Source organism: Alteromonas sp. 009811495 (assembly GCF_028865455.1).
Taxonomy (GTDB): Bacteria; Pseudomonadota; Gammaproteobacteria; order Enterobacterales; family Alteromonadaceae; genus Alteromonas.
Window position 1 is genome coordinate 2,508,500 of record NZ_CP113972.1, and the last position, 22,603, is coordinate 2,531,102.

18 protein-coding genes are annotated in these 22,603 nt (G+C 43.4%); 11 read left to right on the forward strand and 7 right to left on the reverse strand.

Annotation, left to right across the window (positions count from 1 at the left end; all coding sequences use genetic code 11):
* Positions 1-133 precede the first annotated feature (133 nt).
* The gene (locus tag OZ660_RS11505) at positions 134-3,184 is read left to right on the forward strand and encodes a DUF3857 domain-containing transglutaminase family protein (RefSeq protein WP_274740997.1); all 3,051 of its coding nucleotides are present in this window, start codon (positions 134-136) and stop codon (positions 3,182-3,184) included.
* Between the two features lie 246 nt (positions 3,185-3,430).
* Positions 3,431-3,829, forward strand: a complete 399-nt coding sequence (locus OZ660_RS11510) for a DUF3718 domain-containing protein (RefSeq protein ID WP_274740998.1) — start codon at positions 3,431-3,433, stop codon at positions 3,827-3,829.
* Between the two features lie 91 nt (positions 3,830-3,920).
* On the opposite strand, the gene OZ660_RS11515 is transcribed toward OZ660_RS11510, so the two are convergent.
* Positions 3,921-4,427 (reverse strand): GAF domain-containing protein, encoded by a 507-nt coding sequence (locus OZ660_RS11515; protein WP_202261719.1) that lies wholly within the window; start codon positions 4,425-4,427, stop codon positions 3,921-3,923.
* Between the two features lie 346 nt (positions 4,428-4,773).
* Between OZ660_RS11515 and OZ660_RS11520 the strand changes: the two genes are divergently transcribed.
* Positions 4,774-5,172: a DUF3718 domain-containing protein gene (locus OZ660_RS11520; RefSeq protein WP_159625945.1), complete on the forward strand. Its 399-nt coding sequence runs from the start codon at positions 4,774-4,776 to the stop codon at positions 5,170-5,172.
* Positions 5,173-5,352: 180 nt separating this feature from the next.
* Here the strand turns inward: OZ660_RS11520 and OZ660_RS11525 are convergent, their stop codons facing one another.
* Entirely contained in the window at positions 5,353-5,742 is a 390-nt protein-coding gene (locus OZ660_RS11525; protein WP_446698931.1) for a GFA family protein, read from the reverse strand.
* A 383-nt stretch (positions 5,743-6,125) separates the two neighbouring features.
* Between OZ660_RS11525 and OZ660_RS11530 the strand changes: the two genes are divergently transcribed.
* Entirely contained in the window at positions 6,126-6,524 is a 399-nt protein-coding gene (locus OZ660_RS11530) for a DUF3718 domain-containing protein (protein ID WP_159625947.1), read from the forward strand.
* Between the two features lie 129 nt (positions 6,525-6,653).
* Here OZ660_RS11530 and OZ660_RS11535 read toward each other — a convergent pair whose 3' ends face one another.
* The 4 genes from OZ660_RS11535 to OZ660_RS11550 form a co-directional block, all read right to left on the reverse strand.
* Complete coding sequence (locus tag OZ660_RS11535; protein WP_274741001.1) at positions 6,654-7,562, reverse strand: alpha/beta fold hydrolase; 909 nt, start codon at positions 7,560-7,562, stop codon at positions 6,654-6,656.
* A 149-nt stretch (positions 7,563-7,711) separates the two neighbouring features.
* Positions 7,712-9,511, reverse strand: a complete 1,800-nt coding sequence (locus tag OZ660_RS11540; protein ID WP_274741002.1) for an acyl-CoA dehydrogenase C-terminal domain-containing protein — start codon at positions 9,509-9,511, stop codon at positions 7,712-7,714.
* An 11-nt stretch (positions 9,512-9,522) separates the two neighbouring features.
* A complete protein-coding gene (locus tag OZ660_RS11545; protein ID WP_226432710.1) occupies positions 9,523-10,704 on the reverse strand; it encodes an acetyl-CoA C-acyltransferase in 1,182 nt (393 codons plus the stop codon).
* Between the two features lie 22 nt (positions 10,705-10,726).
* Positions 10,727-12,847, reverse strand: a complete 2,121-nt coding sequence (locus OZ660_RS11550; RefSeq protein WP_274741003.1) for a 3-hydroxyacyl-CoA dehydrogenase NAD-binding domain-containing protein — start codon at positions 12,845-12,847, stop codon at positions 10,727-10,729.
* A 244-nt stretch (positions 12,848-13,091) separates the two neighbouring features.
* Here OZ660_RS11550 and OZ660_RS11555 point away from each other — a divergent pair, with 244 nt between their 5' ends.
* The 3 genes from OZ660_RS11555 to OZ660_RS11565 all read left to right on the forward strand — a co-directional run bounded on the left by OZ660_RS11555 (position 13,092) and on the right by OZ660_RS11565 (position 15,211).
* Positions 13,092-14,006 (forward strand): haloalkane dehalogenase, encoded by a 915-nt coding sequence (locus tag OZ660_RS11555; RefSeq protein WP_274741004.1) that lies wholly within the window; start codon positions 13,092-13,094, stop codon positions 14,004-14,006.
* Between the two features lie 9 nt (positions 14,007-14,015).
* Positions 14,016-14,780 carry an SDR family NAD(P)-dependent oxidoreductase gene (locus OZ660_RS11560; protein WP_274741005.1) on the forward strand — a complete coding sequence of 255 codons (765 nt, stop codon included), beginning with the start codon at positions 14,016-14,018 and terminating at the stop codon, positions 14,778-14,780.
* Positions 14,781-14,944: 164 nt separating this feature from the next.
* On the forward strand, positions 14,945-15,211 hold the full coding sequence (locus OZ660_RS11565; protein WP_274741006.1) for a hypothetical protein: 267 nt from the start codon (positions 14,945-14,947) through the stop codon (positions 15,209-15,211).
* A gap of 12 nt (positions 15,212-15,223) precedes the next feature.
* Here OZ660_RS11565 and OZ660_RS11570 read toward each other — a convergent pair whose 3' ends face one another.
* On the reverse strand, positions 15,224-17,737 hold the full coding sequence (locus tag OZ660_RS11570; RefSeq protein WP_274741007.1) for an excinuclease ABC subunit UvrA: 2,514 nt from the start codon (positions 17,735-17,737) through the stop codon (positions 15,224-15,226).
* 178 nt (positions 17,738-17,915) lie between these two features.
* On the opposite strand from OZ660_RS11570, the gene OZ660_RS11575 reads away from it, so the two are divergent.
* The 4 genes from OZ660_RS11575 (at position 17,916) to OZ660_RS11590 (ending at position 22,583) form a co-directional block, all read left to right on the forward strand.
* Positions 17,916-19,343, forward strand: a complete 1,428-nt coding sequence (locus OZ660_RS11575) for an alpha-amylase family protein (protein ID WP_274741008.1) — start codon at positions 17,916-17,918, stop codon at positions 19,341-19,343.
* A gap of 170 nt (positions 19,344-19,513) precedes the next feature.
* Entirely contained in the window at positions 19,514-19,936 is a 423-nt protein-coding gene (locus tag OZ660_RS11580) for an STAS domain-containing protein (RefSeq protein WP_274741009.1), read from the forward strand.
* Positions 19,937-19,939: 3 nt separating this feature from the next.
* The gene (locus tag OZ660_RS11585; RefSeq protein ID WP_274741010.1) at positions 19,940-20,935 is read left to right on the forward strand and encodes an ATP-binding protein; all 996 of its coding nucleotides are present in this window, start codon (positions 19,940-19,942) and stop codon (positions 20,933-20,935) included.
* Positions 20,925-22,583, forward strand: a complete 1,659-nt coding sequence (locus OZ660_RS11590; protein WP_274741011.1) for an EAL domain-containing protein — start codon at positions 20,925-20,927, stop codon at positions 22,581-22,583. Before OZ660_RS11585 ends, OZ660_RS11590 begins: the two co-directional genes overlap by 11 nt.
* Positions 22,584-22,603 lie beyond the last annotated feature (20 nt).

A 22,603-nucleotide genomic window follows, 5' to 3' on the forward strand; every position in this document is an offset into this window, starting at 1 on the left:
CGGCCCACGGGCCGCTTTTTTCTTTGTGTTATGATGCCTAATTTGCTCCAATCATTGCGACTAATTATTACTAAAACTCAAGTCATATTTTAGGTATATTGCTTGGTTGAATTTACTGTGTGAAATGGATTTTATGAAATCAGTCTTTACCTTTGTTGTTATTGTTGTTGGTTTATTCTCGTTTGGGGCGTTAAGCGCAGAAAGTGAAGGTTATCGCAATACTCCTACCCCATACTGGGTAAAAAAACGCGTGCTTGACACCACCACGCCAATTCCTGTGGACCTTATATCTAGCGGCGTTTTCTATCGTGTGGTTGACGATCAAATAAAGGTAACAAGCGAGGGAGAAAAGCAATACTACACGCGAATTGCACAAACAGTCGCTAACGCAAAAGGGTTGGATGGCAGTTCGCAGATTGAAATTCACTTTGATCCCACTTATGAATCACTTTTGATCCACGAAATTAGCGTTGTAAGAGACGGTGAACGTGTTAGTCGATTAGAAAGTGCTGATATTTCTTTATTCAACAGCGAGCAAGATTTTGAGCGTCGCATCTACGATGGCACAATCACTTACAATGCAATTTTAGACGATGTTTTAGTTGGCGATACGGTTGACTTTAGCTATTCAATTATTGGCAGTAACCCCGTCTATCGAGGTATTTTTTCAACTGGCCGCACACTAGTATGGAATATTCCGGTAGAAGACCAATACCATCGTGTTTTGTGGGGTAAATCCTCCCCTCTCTACGTAAGCCAGCGAAACGGACAGACCCCAGTTACGAAAACGCAAAGCGACGGTTTCACCGATTACAGCGTACATATCGAAATGGTGCCTCCACAGCAATTCGACAACCAGTCACCTGATTGGTTTTTACCGCGCCATCAAATAAATTATACCGAGATGCCCAGCTGGCAAGCCGTTAACGAGTGGGCCATGACCTTGTATCAAGATTTAGGTGTGGACGACTCTGTCAGAGCAATCGCACAAGACATTAAAAACCAGACTGCATCCACAGAAGCGCAATTAGCAAAAGCGCTGAGCTACGTTCAAAACAACATACGCTACGTAGGAATAGAGATAGGTGCAAATTCTCACATACCGACACCATCGAAGGACACATTACGTCTAAAATATGGCGACTGCAAAGACAAGTCAGTATTGCTTCTTGCCATTATGCGTGAGCTTGGTATTACTGGATTCCCTGCATTGGTTAACACCGAAATAGGTAAGTCCCTCGATACGCTCCCCCCTGCAGTGACGCGCTTTGACCATGTTATTGTCAACGCAATTATTGACGATAAATCACTTTGGCTCGACCCAACAATGACAGATCAATTCGGGCCAATAGATAACCTCTATCAACCTGACTTTGGGTACGCATTGGTAGTGAGAGAAAATGAAAAATCACTCACACAAATGAATGCCACAAGTATTTCAAATATTGATGTTATAGAGACCTACGTTATTCCAAAAGACATCAAAGAGAACGCACAATTATATGTAAAGTCACAGTATTTAGGCAGGCAAGCGCAGCGCATTCTTTCTAATTATGAGGAAGACGGTGCAGCAAGCCTAGAAAAGCAATATCTTGAGTACTATCAACGTGCATTTCCTAACGCAACCGTAGCAACGCCACTTTCTTTAGTTGTCAACGCCGAAAACGGTAGGGCGACGCTCAATGAGCACTATGTAATTGAAAACGCTTTTACAGAAAGTGAACATGGTTTCGAAATGGATTTTTACGCAACCGACGTGCGTAATCAACTGACTAAACCTAAAGTGATAAACCGCAACGCTCCCTACGCTCGCTCATTTCCAATGGACGTTGCTAATACGATAAAATTACAATTCGATGACGACTCGTGGGCATTTGATGACGAGGAATTCTCTGAAGATAATCCGTACTTTAATTATCAATACAGTGCAACTTACAAAGATAAAACCCTTACGCTCTCGTATCAGTACAGTGCTAAAAAAGACCACGTTCCTGCCGATGAAATAGAAGAATATCTCGCAGCGAGAGACCGAGCTAGAGACTACTCAAGCTATAGTATTATTTGGTATAAGCGTAACAGTTCTTCCGACACAGCGCCCTCTTCAACCATTGAAAACACAAACACCTTTGATGAGTTTACATTCTTAGGCTACCTCGCCATCGCGCTTATTGTACTTTTCATTTTAATGCTTATTGATTGGCGTTTAGCAGCCACATCTCGCAATGACAGTGAGCACTTGCGGTTTCAAGTCGTTCCACTTCCCAAATTTTTGCTAATGGGCATATTTACGTTTGGCTTATATTGTCACTATTGGGTTTATAGGAATTGGTTTTTAATAGAAAAACAAGATAACAAAGGCACCTGGCCAATTGCTCGAGGGATATTTGCACCGTTTTGGCTATATCCTCTTTACTGTAAACTGAAACAACATGCTGATAACGAGTCAGATTCACCATCATTGTTTCCAACTCATATTGGCATACTTACCGCGGCGCTCTATTTTGTTATGTATTTTACAGTAAATACGATAGACGCAGCTGGAGCGGTTATACTTGAGACAGATCTACTCAGCGTCAGTATCATTTTATCAATGCTGCTTCCCTTACCTTTCGTACCTTATATTCGCTATATCAACAAAGTATACGCATCACACAACCAAGACTGTAAAAACGGAGCCAAAATAGGTTTTAGGCATGTGTTGATTAGCGCTATATGCTTTCCATTTCTTATGCTTAGCATAGGGCAATTATTAAATGTTCTCCCTTCCGGCGATGTTGTTGAAGGAAGTGATTTATGGTCGCACGATATCGCCTTTATGTATCGTGAAAATCTTATCGAGGGCACAGAGCAAATTCAGTACTTTTATAGTGACGCAATACTTCTAAATCAACTAGATGGAAATGGTTATACCGACAAAAAAGTCTTTTCTTACTGGATTGATGACGAAGTGGGCTTAGTATCAGAATTTGCATCCTACAAAGATATTAAAGACATCGAGGTAGACTATTCCGACGATAAGCTTGAAGTCACCACTATAAAAATAGTACGAGAAGACGACAGCGATTTCTTCCTCTATGTTTACTCTTCAACAGGTAAAGATAACCTATTTATTGACGCATTAATGAGCAACTGGAAGACAAAGAAAGGCAACAAAACTAAAGACTTTCAAAAGAAAACAACTTGAACAGAAGCAAATAAAGCACATTTTTTGCGCTTTATTTGCTTATTTTTCAACCTTTCAAAGAACCCGCAAAAGCCCTAAATAAACCAATAAAAACAACAACTTAAATACAATCTACTGTATATTAACCCCACAAAAACGTATCAAATAAAATACGCAGTTATCCTTCAGCATGTTTTTTAAACACATCAGTTATTCTTTAATTAATTGCGAACAGACAAATTAAACACAACCGAAGGAACTTTAACCATGTTGAAAATCGTTAAAACTTCTCTAGTAATCGCCGCTTCTACTCTAGCTTTTTCTAATGCAGCACAAGCTGATGACATTAACGAGGCACTAGCAAACATTTGCACCATCGTACAAGCAGACGACAAAGGTGAATTACGCAAAAAAATGCGTCGTGTACAGTCAGACTTCAAGTTGAAATTACGCGATTACTACACTGGTATTTCATGTGGCGGTCAAAGCCTGATAAGAACAGCATTAACTAACAATGCCGTTGAAGTAGGAACGCTTCTTGTTAAAAAAATGCCGAGCAAAGATCTTCAAGAGCCTGAATCTGACGGTAAAACACTACAAGCGTGGATTGCAGAGCAAGGTTTACAATCGTCGCCAATTTCAGCTGAATTAGACGAGCGAATCTAAAACGAAATTCACATAGCCATGTGAGCTGATTCAACATGGTTGCAGGTTAATCTGCAGTGACAAATAGCGACCTACGGGTCGCTTTTTTATTTTAGTTACTTAAATGACGAATGTTTGAAAAGATGGAAACAATACGCGCTATACGTTTGAGCTCATTTACCTCTTCATCGCCCCACAATGCACATTGCCCCGTTGACTCACAACATATTATGCCAAATGGAGAAAAGGCATTGTCAAATACATAGTCCATCATTGAATGAACTGACTCTTCCTCAAAGTACCCCTCTGCGAAACAAGAAGTGTCGGGATGGTTTCTTGCATCAAGTGCCAAAATAGAGAGTTTTTCCAAAATTGCATCGAAATAAGCAGGATAATCGCTGCGCTGATAGACTAAATTTGTGGGTTGAGAAAAGCCTCCAGCGTTTAATAAGGCCAAACAAGAAATACTTTCGTTTCCTTCGTTGAATTGCCAAAGGCTAACACGGTCAGCGTTGGGGATCGCTTTTTTCACCGCCAGACATACTGCTTTTAAAAAATCAGGTAATGCAACATCAGGATTAGCCAATGTCATACTTAATTCTGTAAACGGGTCTATCACATCACTCCCCCACCGCAATTAAAGGAAACCCTCACCATCTATTTATGTTCAAAAGCACAAAAATTGCCATTATTTTTGGGTTAAATTACGTGCAAAGGACAACGCATCTCTGAAGAGTTCTTATCAATTCACTCATAAAACAAACAAATAATACCTATCCATCAAAACACTAAAACTTCGCCTAACACCTTGTTTAATAAAGGCTAGCCAGCCATACCACTGGGTTAGAAAGGCTTAAAAGTATTAAAACCGATACGCTGTTATTCCACTGCATGTTTTTCGCGCAGCATTTTTGTTTTTAAATACATCCCGAACAGACAAACAAATTAACCGAAGGAATTTAACCATGTTGAAAATCGTTAAAACTTCTCTAGTAATTGCAGCATCTACTTTAGCTTTCTCTAACGCAGCGCAAGCTAACGACATTAACGAAGCATTAGCTAACATCTGTACTATCGTACAAGCAGACGACAAAGGTGAACTGCGCAAAAAAATGCGAAGCGTACAGTCGGATTTTAAATTGAAACTTCGCGACTACTACTCAGGCATTTCGTGTGGTGGCCAAAGCCTTATTAGAACTGCGCTGTCAAATAATGCGGTTGAAGTAGGCACACTTCTCGTTAAGAAAATGCCGAGCAAAGATTTACAAGCGCCTGAAGCTGACGGCAAAACATTATCAGCCTGGATTGCTGAGCAAGGACTTCAGTCTTCGCCAATTTCAGCGGAACTGAACGAGCGTATCTAAAACGTATTCACATAACCATGTGAACCTTTTCAACATGGTGGCAGCGAAAGCTGCACTAAAGGCCCCTTCTAGGGGCCTTTTTCTTTTTTACGGATAAAACCGGTATGCAAACCTATTTTGTGTTGCAGCTCCACTTTACTGTCAGCCTTATATATGTAAGCAGAAAAACACCACAAAATGCTATCCGAAACCCTTCTCCATTTTTCTCAAGCTTCCTAACTCACTTAGCCATTTGAGTTGCGATTCGCAATAGGTATCAACTAAGGGTACTAATTGGTTTGCGTTATCCAACGCACCTAAATAAACGATCTTAAGACCAGCATATTTAGGATTTTCGTTAAAAATTGGCGTAGCACAATTTAAGCACACGTGTTTACTAGCATTATCAGAAAGCTGAATCGCTTTCAGATCACCACATTCCTTCACAAACTCATTGCTGGCGACCACGACATAAGTTGAAAATGCACTTCCGTTCGCCTTTCTACAAAGCTCACAGTGGCAATTTAGAATGGTCTTAATATTTTCTGAAAGTGTGAACTTCACTGCATTACAATGACATCTTCCCTTCATGCAATCCTCGTTTACTCATTTACAACACGAAAACTCTATTTCGCGTGATGACTGACAACTCTCAATCAAAGTTTCTCAAATGTTATTGCAGCATTTGCAATTAAAAGCGATTTTTTCGTGATCATCCTTATCTTACTATTGATTATTTTTTCCGTTATCTCAAAAGTGTAAAACATTATTAAATACAAATTATTTGCAATTATTTCAAAAACTTAATACTAAAACAATGCATCCTAAATTTAACTCTGCAGCTCTCCTACACAGCAATAGGTATTCGTTCACATACCCCATTATCTTAACGCATGTTTTTCACATTGTTCGGTTGGTGTTTAATGCATCTCAACGAACAAACACAACCTCTTAACAACCGAAGGAATTTAACCATGTTGAAAATCGTTAAAACTTCTCTAGTAATTGCAGCATCATCTTTAGCTTTTTCTAACGCGGCGCAGGCCAATGACATCAACGAAGCACTAGCAAATATCTGCACCATCGTTCAAGCAGATGACAAAGGCGAGCTTCGTAAGAAAATGCGTAGCGTACAGTCTGACTATAAAATGAAACTACGCGATTACTACTCTGGCATTTCATGCAACGGTCAAAGCTTGATCCGCACAGCGCTATCAAGCAACGCAGTAGAAGTTGGTACACTTTTGGTTAAGAAGATGCCAAGTAAAGATTTACAAGCACCTGAAGCAGATGGCAAAACATTATCTGCGTGGATTGACGAGCAGGGTCTACAGGGCTCACCGATTGCGGCAGAACTTAACGGCCGAATCTAAGAAATAGTATATGTATTGTCACGCCATGTGATACACCAGTTCAACATGGTAGCGGCAGGATGCCGCTCTGAGGCCTCTTCGGAGGCCTCTCCCTTTTCTACCTTTCTCGCCCCTTCTTTGTACATTTCTCTAAACAACAAATTTATTAATATGACCTGCAGCCCACTGTGCCTGCTCCCGATGGATCCAATGCGTTGCTTCATTGTGTTGGTGAACAGTAAGTTCTTCCACATAGTTGGGTAAACCATCAAGAATGCTTACATCGAATGCGTCGTCGTTTTTGCCCCACAACACCAGCGTCGGTATCACAATTCTAATATTCGGAACTCGTAAAGCAGCAAGCTCATTGTCATCTGCATCAGTGAATGGAATAGCCTGCGGCATATTTTTGTAATAATTCAGCATCGCTTTTAGCGTATTGCTGTCTTTCCAACCAGATACCAGTGTATCAGCATAACGTTTGTCGCTCGAAAACAAGGCATCGCCTAGCATGTTTCTTAACAACGAAAAATCTGACTGTATTAGTGTTTCATGAGCATCATCAGCAATAAGTTGGTGTATATACTGGCTTTTTAGTCGCTGCGTTCTACTTGTTTTTAAAAGTGATGTAAATGTAGAAGGGTGCGCGGCATTCATAATGATAAGTTTCGAAAACAACTGTGAATGAAAAGCAGCTAGAGGCCATGCAATGGCGCCGCCCCAGTCATGACCTACAAGCACAACTTGTCTTTTACGCCCAACTAATTCAACGAAAGCAGCAATGCGCGTTAGCAGCATGGGAACGCTATAGTCTTCTATGGAGGAAAGTGGTTCAGATTTGTAGTAACCAGGTAAATCTGGTGCAACGACGTCGAAACGCTTAGGAAGATGCGCAATAAGCCCCTCCCAAGCATGTGCGTTTTCGGGGAAGCCATGTAAAAAAACTAATAAGGGGCGCGTACTTTCTGTGTCGACAGCACTTTCATAGGTATTACTGAGATAATGAATACTATGGCCCTGAACTTCTATGAAATGATCGTATAATTTTCGCTTTTCCATATGCCGCTTTCCCATATAAATGTTTCCGTACTACAGAAACAAGTAAATTCAAGATACAAAAAAGCCGAGCCCTTAAGACAAAATATCGTCAGCAGCCCGGCTTATTCACGCGCTTATTCACACAAGTGCGTTATTTGTGTAATTGGCAATTACTCAATTGCAAACATACTCTCTGGCATTGACATAAGGTTGTCAGCACCTGATTGCATTGCAGACACAAGTGAACGAGTGCGAGTTAATAAGCGGTCGAAATAAAAACCTGTTGTCAAGATTTTGCTTTGATAGAACTCAGTTTCTGTACTTCCCGCATCTAACTGCTCTTGCGCTTTAACTGCCATTTTCAGCCAGAAGTATGCCACTGTCACGTAGCCAGAGTACATCAAATAATCAACAGACGCTGCACCAATTTCATCTGGGTTAGACGCGGCGGCCTTACCGATATCCATTGTTATCTGTTGCCACTCATCAAGATGAGAACTCAATGCATTCGTCCAAGCGCTAAACTGCGCGTTGTCGCGAAGTGAATTACAATAATCACGCACTTCTTGTACAAACACGTTAAGTAGTTCACCGTTAGAACCCATTACCTTACGGCCAAGCAAATCAACAGCTTGGATACCTGTTGTGCCCTCATACATAGTACAAATACGGGTATCGCGAGCCAACTGCTCCATGCCCCACTCTTTAATAAAGCCGTGACCACCATACACCTGCATACCATAGCTGGTTGACTCTTGTGCAGTCTCAGTAAGGAAAGCTTTAACAATGGGTGTCAGGAATGCAAGCTTGGCTTCCGCGTGCTGCTTTTCTGCTGCATCGTCACCATAAAGCGTTACATCAACAAGCTGCATACAGTAAGCGGCTAACGCACGGTTACCTTCTGCAAACGCTTTTTGTGTAAGTAGCATACGGCGCACATCAGGATGTACGATGATAGGGTCAGCTGGACCATCTGGATTTTTACGACCTGTTAGTGAGCGAAACTGGATACGATCTTTTGCATAGCGCAGGGCACCTTGGAAAGACGCTTCTGATGCCGCCAGACCTTCAAGGCCAGTTCCGATACGCGCAGTATTCATAAACGTGAACATGCAGTTAAGACCGCGGTTTGGAGGACCAATCAAGTAACCTTTTGCGCCGTCGAAATTGATTACACACGTCGCGCTCGCTTTGATACCCATTTTGTGTTCAATGCTGCCGCACGCTACTGCATTTCTGTCTTGCTTCTCGCCGTCTTCACTTACGTTAAACTTAGGTACAACAAACAAGGAAATGCCTTTTGTGCCCTCTGGCGCATCAGGTAAACGCGCAAGCACAATGTGGACGATGTTATCTGACATATCGTGTTCACCGGCAGAGATGAAAATCTTTGTACCGGTTAGGCTATAGCTGCCATCTTCCTGAGGCTCTGCACGGCATTTCAACATACCTAGGTCTGAACCACAGTGCGATTCAGTTAAGCACATTGTACCTGTCCACTCTCCGCTAATTAGCTTGGGTAGAAACATATTTTGTTGAAGCTCAGTACCGTGCGCTTTCAACGTTTCCATACAACCTTGGCTGAGGCCAGGATACATTGCCCACGAGTGGTTAGCACCCGAGAACCATTCAGCGATTATTGACGAGAGCGAGTAAGGGAGCGCTTGACCACCGAAGTCTTCCGGATGAGACATGCTAGGCCAGCCGCCTTCCACGTACGTCTGGTATGCTTCTTTGAAGCCTTTGGGCGTAGTGACTTCACCATCTACCCACTTACAGCCTTCTTCATCACCAGAGGCGTTAATTGGCGCTAAGGTATTCTCAGAAAACTTAGCGGCTTCTGCGAAAATTGCTGTCACTAAGTCTTCAGAGGCTTCATCGAAGCCCAGTTTTTGATAGTGACTTTGATAATCTAGTAACTCATGCGTAACGAACATAGCGTCACGCTGAGGCGCTTTATAACCTTCCATACTAATACCTACTATATAACTTCAAATAGACCAGCAGCGCCCATACCGCCACCGATACACATGGTGCAAACTACATATTTCGCACCGCGTCGTTTACCTTCGATGAGTGCATGACCCACCATACGAGCACCGCTCATGCCATAGGGGTGACCAATTGAAATAGCCCCGCCGTTTACGTTTAATAATTCATCTGGAATGCCCAACTTATCGCGACAGTACAGTACCTGTACTGCAAACGCTTCATTGAGTTCCCACAGACCTATATCGTCCATAGTCAATCCATGTTGTTTTAATAATTTAGGAATAGCGAACACAGGGCCAATGCCCATTTCATCTGGTTCACAGCCGGCTACCGCAATACCGCGATAAATACCAAGTGGTTGCGCACTGCCCTTCGCGGCTGATTGCTCATCCATGATTACCGTAGCGCTTGCGCCATCAGAGAGTTGACTTGCGTTACCCGCGGTAATACAACCACCCTCAATCACTGGGTTAAGGCCTTGTAGCCCTTCCAAGGTAGTTTCGGGGCGGTTACCCTCGTCTTTTGATAGGGTTACTTCGCGCTCGCTAGTTTCGCCGGTCTCTTTGTTGAATACAGCTTGTACGGCAGTAATAGGCACAATTTCATCATCGAACTTGCCTGCTTGTTGCGCGGCTGCCGTGCGCATCTGGCTTTGGTAGCCATATTCATCTTGCACATCACGGCTAATGTTGTAGCGCTTCCCGACTACCTCAGCAGTTTGAAGCATAGGCATATAAATATCTTTATGCTTCGCAACCAAAGCTGGGTCTACCGCACGAAACATATTCATGTTTTTGTTTTGAACAAGCGAGATTGAATCTAAACCGCCAGCAACCATAATGTTGGTGTCACCAGTTCTAATGGCGTTAGCTGCGGTGGCAATAGCGTACATACCTGAACTGCATTGTCTATCTAGCGTCATACCCGCTACAGTCACAGGTAAACCACCCGCAAGCCCCGCAAGACGACCGATGTTCATGCCGCCACTACCTTGCGTTAGTGCGGCGCCCATGATGACGTCATCAATACTTGCTGGGTCAACACCGGCACGCGCTACGGCATGCTCAATCGCATGACCACCTAATGATGGAGCGGGTAAATTATTTAGTGCGCCTTTATAAGCGCGGCCAATTGGCGTTCTAGCGGTACTTACAATAACTGCATCACGCATAGGGATTGTCCTTTTCGTTAGCTTACTTCTTATAGTGTTTAAAGCTGCCGCCGTCTTGCGCCAGTTTCACCAATAACTCACTCGGCTCTAACCACATTTTGCCGTAGTCTCCAAGCTGGTCACGATAAGTCGTCAGCTTGTCTAAAATGGTGCCCAATCCAACTTCGTCGGCATATTGCATTGGGCCGCCGCGATACACTGGGAAGCCATAGCCATACACATAAATGACGTCAATATCGCTTGATTTAGCGGCAATACCTTCTTCAAGAATGGCTGCACCTTCATTGAAAAGTGAGTACATTACGCGCACCAAAATCTCTTCGTCGCTAATGTCATCCCGTTGAACTACTCCTAATCGCTCAGCTTCTTGCTTAGCAATTTCAAGTACCTCAGGATCAGGTATGGGTACACGGCTGCCCGGCTCGTAGTTATATGCACCACGCCCCGTCTTAAGACCATTACGCCCTTTCTCAACAAGGCGGTCTGCTACCGCGCCATATGCAGGGTCGTGAGCGATGTGCTCTTGTCTGGACTGGCGCACATAGTAACCAATGTCTAAGCCTGCCATATCACCCATGGTGAATGGCCCCATTGGCATACCAAATTCAGTGAGAACTCTGTCAACCTGCTCTGGCGTTGCACCTTCAAGTAGCAACCTGTTTGCCTCGCGGCCGTACGGCTCAATCATACGATTACCGACGAAGCCAAAGCATACGCCAACAAGCACTGCGACTTTCTTGATTCGCTTCGCCATCTTCATGCATGTCTTGATGACTTCAGGTGATGTTTTGTCCGCTTTTACCACTTCAAGCAAGCGCATGACGTTTGCAGGTGAGAAGAAGTGTAGGCCAATGACATCCTCAGGGCGTGATGTCGCCGTGGCAATCTCGTCGATATCTAGCGTTGATGTATTCGACGCCAAAATAGCGCCCGGTTTACATACTTTATCTAGCGTTGAGAAGACTGTCTTTTTCACTTCCATCTTTTCAAACACTGCTTCAATGACCAAGTCCACATCAGCAAGATCGTCATACGACGTGGTCCCTGTTAACAGCGACATACGCGCTTCTACTTGATCTTGCGTTAGTTTTCCCTTCTTCGCTGAGTTTTCGTAATTTTTGCGAATAAGCGCTAAGCCTTTCTCAAGCGCCTCTTCTTTTAGCTCCAGCATAGTGACAGGAATGCCAGCGTTGGCAAAATTCATGGCAATACCACCGCCCATGGTGCCCGCACCAATAATGGCTACTTTCTCTATGCTACGTTCAGGCGTTGACTTGTCGAAATCGCTTACGTGACCTGCGGCGCGCTCGGCAAAGAAGAAATGTTGTTGTGCGCGCGCTTGCGGGGTGTTCATGCATTCCATGAACAGCTTACCCTCGTTTTTAAGGCCAGCATCGAAATCTAGCGTGTAAGCGCCATGAACAGCTTCTATGCATTTAAGCGGTGCAAAAAAGCCTTTTGCTGCTTTTTTCGTTTGCGCTGTGACAGCGTCAAAAACCGCTTGAACTTCATCGGTCATAGACAGTGTGATATCACACGTGCGTTTAATGGCATTACTTGGCGTCAGCGACGCTAAATATGTTTTGGTGTCGTCAAGCAAGTGCTCTGGCTTGTCTGAAATCTTATCAAAAACGTTTGGTAGCTTTAGTACCGACGTCGGCTTGCCACTTGCGATCATGGTAAGCGCCGTTTGTGCATCAGCTAGTCGCGGTAAACGCTGTGTGCCACCTGCACCAGGCAAAATACCTAGGTTAACTTCGGGTAGTCCCACTTTGTTTTCAGCAAACGTAATGCGGTGATGGCACGCTAATGCCACTTCTAAGCCGCCACCAAACGCAGGACCGGGAAGAACAGCTACAACAGGCTTTGTCGCGTGTTCAATTTTTTCTAACACTTCGGGGAGCATGGGCGATAGGTCGCCGCCAGAGAACTCACTGATATCTGCCCCGCCTGAAAAAATGGGTAATGATGATGAAATTACAATAGCGTTGACGCTATCATCATTTAACGCTTGCTCAATGCCATCAATAAGGCCGACGCGTAGTGCGCGAGATAAGGCATTAACTGGCGCGCTTTGCATCATCAGCGTTGCTACGCCTTGTTGTACGCTGTACGCCACTGCTTGATTTTCCGTCTGTGTCATAACCATGTCCTGTTTATCACGTTAATCGGATGTTATTGCAGTGTTGTCAATCATCCAAGTTTATTGGTGTTATAGACATTTATCACAATATTTAATATTGACCGCAAAGCCTTTCGACACCGCATTTTCGTATGAACACTGCGCCCTCCCTTGGCTAACGAATGTTTGACAGTCAATCCAACCAGTGTTTTTGTTAACGCATCCATATATTTATTTACATTTTGCTTACAAAGGACATTTTGCTATGCAAGTGTTAAAAACGCCTGAAAGTGCTTTTTCCAAAATCGTTGATTTCCCCTATTCGCCTCAATATGTTCAAGTTACGGATACGGTGAGTAGTGAGATTGCCATGGCTTACTACCAAGCTGGCCCCAAAGATGGTCATACTATTTTACTTATGCATGGAGAGCCCACTTGGGCCTATTTGTACCGAAAGATGATGCCGATTTTGGCTGAAGCCGGATTTAATGTATTGGTTCCTGACCTTATTGGCTTTGGACGCTCTGATAAACCGACAAGACGTGAGGACTATACGTACGCGCGCCATGTTATCTGGGTAAAAGAATGGTTTAATCAGGTTGTAAAAGGCCAAGTTACGTTGTTCTGTCAAGATTGGGGGGGACTGCTTGGCCTTCGACTTGTGGCAGATATGCCCGAACGTTTTGCTGGCGTTATGGTATCGAACACAGGCCTCCCGACAGGGGATCAAACTCCAAGCGACGCTTTCATTAAATGGCGACGGTTTTCTCAGGACGTCCCAGTTTTCCCAACATCAAGCATCATACAAGGCGCAACAGTTACTGAGTTATCGCAACAGACACAAGACGCTTACGATGCGCCCTTTCCTGAAGAAGAGTACAAAGCAGGAGCACGCATTTTCCCTTTATTGGTTCCAGCGAGCTCTGACAACCCTGAAGCGCAGGCAAACAGAAACGCATGGGAAAGTTTGAAGCAATTTGGCGCGCCCTTTATGACTGCTTTTGGGGATAGCGACCCTGTAACTGCAGGAGGAGACCGCATTTTCCAAAAACTCATTCCCGGCTGCCAAGGCATTGAGCATGTCACTATCAAAGGCGGTGGCCATTTTATTCAAGAAGATAAAGGCGAAGAGCTCGCCGAACTACTCAAACGATTTATCCAAAATACGCATAATTTATAGGACGATAAAATGGACGCACTTTTAGATTTTACCGGTAATGTTGTTTTAATAACGGGAGCAGGAAGCGGCTTCGGGCGACTACTCTCACTTGGTCTTGCCAATCGTGGGGCTAAGCTTGTGATTACTGACATTAATGAATCAGCTCTAGAAGAAACAAGAAATGACGTTAGTAGCCTTACTGACGTTGTATCGCTTGCAGGTAATATTGCTAGCGAAGCACTCAATCAAAAACTGGTCGAGCTAGCAATAGAAACCTTTGGCCGTTTGGATATTGCCGTAAATAATGCAGGTATTGCCCACAACCCTGCTCCCGTACACCAGATGACAGAAGAGATAATGGATACGCAATTTGCGGTAAACGTAAAAGGCGTTATGTTCGGCATGAAGTATCAAGTACCCGTCATGCTGGCGCAAAAACAAGGTCATATTCTCAACGTTAGTTCACTCGCAGGGTTAGGCGGTGCACCTAAGGGTGGCGCTTACGCTGCGGCAAAACATGCGGTGTCGGGAATAACTCGCACTGCGGCTGTGGAATACGGCAGAAAAAATGTTCGCGTGAATGCGATTTGTCCATTCTACAGCCCCACCAACATTTTAAACGTGGATGGCTACAATACGCCAGAAGCGAGAGAGCAATTAGGACAAGGAAGCCCAATGAAGCGATTGGGTGAACCACAAGAAATCGTCAATACAATGATGCTGCTTCTATCCCCTGGAAACAGCTACATGAATGGTCAAACCATCGCTGTAGATGGCGGAGTAACAGCCTGGTAGCTCATTAAGTATGAGCCACCATACCAATGTATAAGACCGTATGTTTTGTTCTTTTTCTTAATACGTTTTAATTAACGAGAACAAACAAAACCGATGAACGAGGCGAGTGCAACCGCCTCTATCATCTTTACTTTATCAGTACAGTCTTAGGCCGAGGTGAAAGCATGAAAAACGCAAAAACACTTGCTTGCGCATTGGTATGCTGTCTTGGGCTTGGTACTGCAATGTCAGTTGCTAACGCCAGCGAAGTTAAACAAAATACCGGTTTAAAAACGCTCCAAACAAAGCAAACAGTCAAAAAAGCACGTAACGACAGACTATCTTCTTTGGTTGTTTCCAAGCGTGCGGCACAGACCTCAGTGTCACATAACGCTACTACAGTGCGCCTTATTCATTCTTCTCTTCCAAGCGAACAAGCTACAGCACAATAAGTATCTCAACAATCAACGCCTAGCTTGGCGCAGAAAAGGAGCTGTAGCACTTTTTTCGTTGCTAAACACTTGGTTTGGCGTGCCTGAGCAAACAATCTGACCACCTTGTTCCCCTGCGCTAGGCCCTATATCAATGATGTAATCGCTGTTGGCCGCCACATGCATATTGTGCTCAACCATGATGACTGAATTTCCCTTTTCAACCAATCTATTTAGGTGCGTTAAAAGTAATGAAGTATCTGAGAGGTGCAGTCCAGTTGTAGGCTCATCTAACACATAAAGTGTATTGCTGCCTTCTGCTCTTTTAAGCTCAGTGGCTAATTTTATCCGCTGTGCCTCGCCACCCGATAATTCTGTTGCTGGTTGACCCAATGTTATGTATCCCAAACCGACACTTTCTAGGGCATCAAGTGCTCGCATCACAGCACTTTCCCCCACAAAAATATCCCTTGCGTCACTTACACTTTCTGAAAGTACGTCAGCAATGCTCAGCCCCTTGTATTTTACTTCTAATATTTGGTCTTTGTATCGCTTCCCACCGCACTCAGGGCAAGGGGAATATACGCTTGGCATAAAGAGTAATTCGACTGAAACAAAACCAACGCCCTCACAATGAGGACATCGACCTTTAGCAACGTTGAAGGAAAAATGGCCTGCATCAAAGCGGCGTGCTTTTGCATCAGCAGTCGCTGCGAACAATTTTCTTACTGAGTCAAACAAACCTGTGTAAGTAGCCAAATTAGAACGAGGAGTTCGGCCTATAGGTGATTGATTTACTACGACCAGACGTTCAACACTACTTCCTGCAATTTCTATCGAGCCTTTGACGTTTTCCATTGGTTCGCTGTCCAGTAACGTCTGAGCTGTTAGCGACTTTGTATCAATCTCTCTAGGCTGTTTAAAATCACGTTCTAAATATCGCTTTACTAAGCCTACTAATGCTTGACTCACTAGGCTAGACTTGCCAGAGCCAGATACCCCAGTAACGGTTACCATAACGCCAAGCGGAATATCACAATCCACACCCTTTAGGTTGTTTTTATGCACGTTTCGTAGCTTTAGAGAACCAGTGGGACATCGAACCTCTTTATCTTTCGTGCCAACACCGCGTTGAATAAACTTCGCTGTTAGTGACGATGACTGATTTAGAAGCTCACTAGGAGGGCCACTGTAAATGAGTTCACCACCGTTGATGCCTGCTTTTGGGCCCACATCAACCACCCAATCCGAAAACTGAATGACACGCGGGTTGTGCTCAACAACAAACACTGAATTACCTGAATTTACTAGTGCTTTGAGTGCCTCAAGTAATGATTCGACATCTTTAGGATGAAGTCCCGCTGAAGGTTCGTCCATCACATAAACGACGCCAAAGAGCGTCGATTTTATTTGCGTTGCTAGTCGCAGACGCTGTAACTCACCAGGAGATATAGTGGTTGTGCTTCGTTCTAGTGACAAATAGCCGAGACCTAAATTTATGATAGGCGCTAACCGTGAACGAATATCGCTGGCAATACGCGTTATGACCTTAGCTTTTTCACTATTCTCATTTGCTACCGCGTTAAGTAAGTCTGACATGCACTGGTCAACTTTTTCTAAAGACAAGCGAGAAAACGTCACAATATCCATATCTGCAATTTTGACTGAAAGAGATGCTTTTTTTAATTTCTTACCTTCACAGACAGGACACGTAGAAATAGATAAAAAAGGAGTGACTTTTTGTTTCGCTTTTTCTTTTTGTGATGACTTAAACGTATCTAACACATGGCGACGTGCGCTCACAAAGGTGCCTTTATAACTTGTTGGCTCGCCCTCACTTAATGCCTGTCGGGTTTGCTTTAAATTATAATTGCGGTAAACACCCATCTGTGGCGCTTCATCCGTATATAAAATCCAGTCACGAGTGTTTTTTGGTATCTCATGCCAAGGTACATCAACGTCAATATCCAGAGACAGCAATACCCTAACGAGGTTTTTCCCTTGCCACGCCCCAGGCCATGCCGCTATCGCGCCTTCGCGAATAGATAAGAATTTATCAGGAACCAATGTGCTTTCATCCACATCAAACACCTTGCCAATGCCATCACAATGCTCACAAGCACCTTGCGGGGTATTGGGTGAAAAAGCATCCGCATAGATGATACTTTGCCCCTCAGGATAGTCTCCTGCTCGTGAAAACAGCATTCTTACGCTATTGAAAAGTGTTGTAATGCTGCCAACAGAAGAACGAATAGAGGGCGTACCTCTCTGTTGGTGTAGACCAACGGCAGGAGGTAAACCTTCGATAGATTCAACCTCAGGCTGTTCTATTTGATCAATAAGGCGGCGCGCATAGGGAGACACTGAATCTAAATACCGATGCTGCGCCTCGGCATAAAGCGTTCCGAAAGCAAGTGAAGACTTCCCTGAACCCGATATACCTGTAAAAGCGACAATTTTATCGCGAGGTATATCAACGTCGAGGTTTTTTAAATTGTGTACTTTGGTACCTCTTACGCGTACGCAGTTGTTACTGTCTTTCACCATTGTTTCCCTTTGCCTGTGGTCAGTCACAGTATGGGTATGTTAGACCACCCACTTTTGATCAACTAGGCACCAGACACCGCTCACCAATTTTACTGAATACGTATGCATCACGTTTAAAAGTTGATAACAGAATGTAAACATAATGTTGATGCATTTTTTACTTCAACAGGACACATCAATGAACATTGAACGTATCAAAACTCGCTCACCAAGCTTACTTGCTGCAAGTTTGCTTATGAGCACCCTAACTTTCCAAAGCAGTGCAGATGTCATATTGCACGCTTTTAACTGGCAGTATGATGATGTTGCCGCAAGAGCCCAAGAAATTGCTGACTTAGGCTATAAAAAAGTTCTAGTCTCACCGGCTTATAAATCGACAGGCGATCAATGGTGGGCACGGTATCAGCCACAAGACTACCGCGTTATCGACAACCCATTGGGTGACACGGATGATTTTCGCGATATGGTCAACGCACTAAACGCTGTGGGTGTCGAAACATACGCTGACATTGTATTTAACCACATGGCAAATGAAGCCTGGAAACGTTCAGACTTAAACTATCCTGGTAGTGAAGTGTTGGCCCAATATGCCGCCAACGAAACATACTACGATAGCATTACCTTATTTGGTGACGTAAGTAATGGTCTGTTCGGTGGGGGTGATTTTCATGGCACATTCGACCAAGGCGGACCAAAGTGTATTATTAATTACAGCGACGTAGGCGATGTTCAATACAATCGTCTTTGCGGCGCACCACCTGATCCAGGCCTACCTGATTTAGACCCTAACAACTGGGTAGTAAGTCAGCAGAAGGCTTATTTGCAGATGCTAAAAAATATGGGCGTTACTGGTTTTCGTGTCGACGCCGCAAAACACATGACGAATTATCACATTAATGCCGTATTCGACAGCACCATCAAAAACGGTGTCCATGTTTTTGGCGAAATAATTACAACAGGTGGTGCTGGCAGCAGCGAATACGATAACTTTCTTGCTCCTTACCTCTCTGACACTGGACACTCAGCGTATGACTTTCCGTTGTTTGCACAAATCCGAAGTGCCTTTAGTTTCGGCGGCTCTATGAATTCATTGGTCGACCCTGGCGCATACGGCCAAGCTCTCGCGGGTGATAAAGCCATTACTTTTAGCATCACCCATGACATCCCCTTAAACGATGGTTTCCGTTATCAATTGATGGATCCAACCGATGAGTTTCTTGCCAATGCGTACGTGCTTGGCCGAAATGGCGGTGTGCCTCTGATGTACTCTGACAACAATGAAAGTGGTGATAACCGCTGGGTCGATTTGTATAAGCGTGATGATATTAAAGGCATGATCAAGTTTCATAATGGAACACAGGGAAGCGGTATGCAGGTCATTAATTACAATGACTGTCTAATCTTGTTCAAGCGCGATCACAAAGGTGTGGTAGGCATTAATAAATGCGGCAGTGGACAAGACGTATGGGTTAACACGGCGACTGATAACCTGTGGTGGTACAGAAACTACCGTGACACGCTAAGCAATGACGTGCAATCCATAACCAGCCAATGGCACAAATTTTATGTTCCCGGGCGCAGTGCGCGCATGTGGCTAATGGAATAAAACGTAACAAAAACATGGCTCAATCATGTTGATACTTGACTGAGCCACTCGTCCGACCATGCATACTTTAGTCTAAATTTCTTCATCTTTATATGGAAATCCCAATAATGAGGACTACTCTGTTAAAAGAATTCAGAGGTTCTGATATCAACAACTGAGAGGGATTTCACATGGAAAATGTTGCCATTAGCAGGAAGCAAATCGGTGGTGAGTCCCCCATCGTCGCATCAGAAATATTTGATTCTTGCATTTATTCTGGTTTCTTCGGCACTATTGACTCGGCGCGTATGGCTGCTATCACAGACAAACTCATCAAAATGATAGAGGCATCAAGCTATACCGTTGCCATCATAGACCTTTCCAATGTCGACGCTATTGATTCGTCGGTAGCGTCTCAATTCGTTCAATCCGCTGATACGTTAAAACTACTTGGTGTTCGAACCATTTTCTGCGGTATTCGGGGCGGCGTTGCCGTCACTATGGTGAAAACCGGCATAGTATTAGGACATTACACCGTTAAAAAACGTCTTAAGGAAGCCATTTCAGAAGCGTTGAACCATCTTGGTCTAACGATATCTCCGTGCGAGAGTTAAGCAGTGAACACTGCGGCCTTAGCAGATAGTATTAGCGAAAGATTTGATATTGTTTCGTTTGCAGATGCATATCAGTTTTCTCAATACTGCAAGCGAATAGCCGTCGAAAAGGGCGTCACTGACACCAAAGCAAGTACCTTTGCCATTGCCGTTTCTGAAATAGCCATCAATGCTGTTCGATATGGCACTAATGCGAAAGCGATAATTGAGTCTGTAGAGAACAAAGGCGGCATAAAAGTAACTATTTCTGATTGTGGTAATGGGATCCCTGACCTTAAAGCAGCCTTTGCTGACGGTTATACAACCTTTGACCAACAAAGCCTAGGTGTTGGGCTCTCGACAGCTAAGCGATGTGCTGATGAGTTTATCGTTAACTATAACGATGAAACAGGCGTATCGATTTCCTTATCCGTATTTCTGCCTCCCGTAAGCAAAACGTTGGCTATTAGAGCCATCTCTTTTCCGGCGATTGATAAGCACTTTAATAACGACAAATATTTCATAAAGTATTTTGATGGAATTAAGGCATTGGTAGTTGTAATGTCGGTCGCGCTAAAAGATAAACAAATGGAAGGACTAAATACTGTCGAATGCTATATTCAATCAAACTTTCGTTTGAGCGTTGAGCAAGTTTATAACGACATCGATACGCTCTTAGAACAACTTTGTCCTTCTGGCTTTGATTTGTTCGTTTTAAACATTTCTGACTCGGAGATTGCCTACCAATCATCCAAACATTTCACGACGGCCTGTTTTGGTAAGTCATCAAGCACTAGGGTGAACGCTAATGATGGTCTAATGCGTGTAACGCAATCTATATCAGGCTGTCATTTATTTGCTATTGGAAGTGCAGGAATAAATTTCCTTGCATTGCCAGATAAAGGTATAGATACCGAAGCAGATGTGTATGAGCTAGCCAGCTTTTTGTTTAATAAATGCGCAGTCGATGACAAAGATGCGACCCTGTTGGTCGCTAAGGTTTGCAAAAATGGACAGTAACTATTCACAAGAGTCAACGCTACGACAAATTCTATCTGGCATTTTGGGGACGATTCCCTACGGTATAGTCTGCATAGCGGATAACGGAAGTATAGAGGCCATTAATCAAAAGTCTTGTGACATATTAGGCTTGCCAGATAAACAAGCTAAGGACTTTTTGGACATTGACTTCGGTTTTCTATTTGAACATCTTAAATCTATAAAAAATGACATAAACGAAAACATGTTTCACAGTAGCAAAAACATGTTGGATTTACCCGAAGTACCAATTTCGGGAAAGTCAGTCGATGTGAAATGTCGCAGAATGTTAAGAGGTGTTTTAGTAGTCATTAGAGATATTACCCAAGAGAGCTTACTAATCCATAGAGCAACCCACGACTCACTTACACAAATATATAACCGACAACATTTTGAAGAGTTGCTATGCGAACGCATAAGATCTCACGAGCTAGATCATAGAGACTCTATTTTTGCGTTCTTAGACGTAGATAACTTTAAATCCATCAATGACAAATATGGACACAGTTGTGGCGATGACCTTCTCAAAGAAATAGCATCGATTGTTAAAAGTAGAATAAGAACTAGTGATTTGTTTGCACGCATTGGTGGTGACGAATTCGCACTATTTTTTGAAAACTGTTCTTTGACGAGAGCAGAAGAAATTATTCAGGGAATAATAAGAAAAATAGAGGGAATAGAACTGTACAGTAAAGATAAAGTTATACGTACTACAGTGTCAGTAGGCGTTACATCATTTAAATTGTGTGAAACAGACACTTTCAGCTCAATGATGAGCGTTGCAGATACGGCATGCCAAATTGCTAAGAATGAGGGAAGAAACACGCTGCACATCATTGATGGCAATAGCTGCGAATTTAAAGAACATTTGGAAAATGTACAGTGGATTGATGAAATAGAATATGCGCTTAAAAAGCGTTCGATGATCCTTTACGGCCAGCTAATTCAGCATACCGAATTCGCTGGCGCTTCTTACATCGAGGTGCTCGTTCGTCTGGAAAGAGCCAACGGTGAAATAATTTCTCCCGCGGCATTTATCCCTCAAGCGGAACGCTATCATATCATGCCATTGATAGACTATTACGTCATTGAAGAAGTCGTTAAACAGATGCAAAACGACATCGTCTACTCAGTGAACCTGTCTGGTCAAACGATATCCAACACTTCATTTGTGGATTTTATAACGAAATTACAAGAGACCTATGTGTTCTCTCCTTCCCAAATCACGTTTGAGATTACTGAAACCACAGCAATGATGAGCATAGATTCTACGTTACAAAACATTGTTGCATTGAAAAAACTCGGCTTTTCGTTCTCTTTAGATGATTTTGGTACCGGATTAGCGTCATTTAACTACTTGAAAACATTACCGGTCGATACCGTAAAAATAGATGGGTTATTTGTAAGAGACATCACTTCAAATCAGGTTTCCTTGCAAATAGTCAAATCGATATGTGACGTTGCCAGGTCAATGGGTTTGAAAACTGTCGCTGAATTCGTTACCGACAAAGCCACGTTCGAATCAGTAAAAGGCATCAAAGTAGACTATGCACAAGGCTTCTATCTTCACAAACCTGAGCCACTCTCATTGATTGGGAAAAAAACTGTTGGAGTGAAAGCAACTGCCTGAAAGCTTGACGCTCCGTTACT

Bases quoted from the DNA above. Each gene is read 5' to 3' on its own strand.
- OZ660_RS11580 (WP_274741009.1), top strand. From the start codon at position 19,514: ATGGAAAATGTTGCCATTAGCAGGAAGCAAATCGGTGGTGAGTCCCCC.
- OZ660_RS11565 (WP_274741006.1), top strand. From the start codon at position 14,945: ATGAAAAACGCAAAAACACTTGCTTGCGCATTGGTATGCTGTCTTGGG.
- OZ660_RS11510 (WP_274740998.1), top strand. From the start codon at position 3,431: ATGTTGAAAATCGTTAAAACTTCTCTAGTAATCGCCGCTTCTACTCTA.
- OZ660_RS11590 (WP_274741011.1), top strand. From the start codon at position 20,925: ATGGACAGTAACTATTCACAAGAGTCAACGCTACGACAAATTCTATCT.
- OZ660_RS11570 (WP_274741007.1), bottom strand. From the start codon at position 17,737: ATGGTGAAAGACAGTAACAACTGCGTACGCGTAAGAGGTACCAAAGTA.
- OZ660_RS11535 (WP_274741001.1), bottom strand. From the start codon at position 7,562: ATGGAAAAGCGAAAATTATACGATCATTTCATAGAAGTTCAGGGCCAT.
- OZ660_RS11550 (WP_274741003.1), bottom strand. From the start codon at position 12,847: ATGACACAGACGGAAAATCAAGCAGTGGCGTACAGCGTACAACAAGGC.
- OZ660_RS11505 (WP_274740997.1), top strand. From the start codon at position 134: ATGAAATCAGTCTTTACCTTTGTTGTTATTGTTGTTGGTTTATTCTCG.
- OZ660_RS11525 (WP_446698931.1), bottom strand. From the start codon at position 5,742: ATGAAGGGAAGATGTCATTGTAATGCAGTGAAGTTCACACTTTCAGAA.
- OZ660_RS11545 (WP_226432710.1), bottom strand. From the start codon at position 10,704: ATGCGTGATGCAGTTATTGTAAGTACCGCTAGAACGCCAATTGGCCGC.
- OZ660_RS11520 (WP_159625945.1), top strand. From the start codon at position 4,774: ATGTTGAAAATCGTTAAAACTTCTCTAGTAATTGCAGCATCTACTTTA.
- OZ660_RS11560 (WP_274741005.1), top strand. From the start codon at position 14,016: ATGGACGCACTTTTAGATTTTACCGGTAATGTTGTTTTAATAACGGGA.
- OZ660_RS11540 (WP_274741002.1), bottom strand. From the start codon at position 9,511: ATGGAAGGTTATAAAGCGCCTCAGCGTGACGCTATGTTCGTTACGCAT.
- OZ660_RS11530 (WP_159625947.1), top strand. From the start codon at position 6,126: ATGTTGAAAATCGTTAAAACTTCTCTAGTAATTGCAGCATCATCTTTA.
- OZ660_RS11575 (WP_274741008.1), top strand. From the start codon at position 17,916: ATGAACATTGAACGTATCAAAACTCGCTCACCAAGCTTACTTGCTGCA.
- OZ660_RS11555 (WP_274741004.1), top strand. From the start codon at position 13,092: ATGCAAGTGTTAAAAACGCCTGAAAGTGCTTTTTCCAAAATCGTTGAT.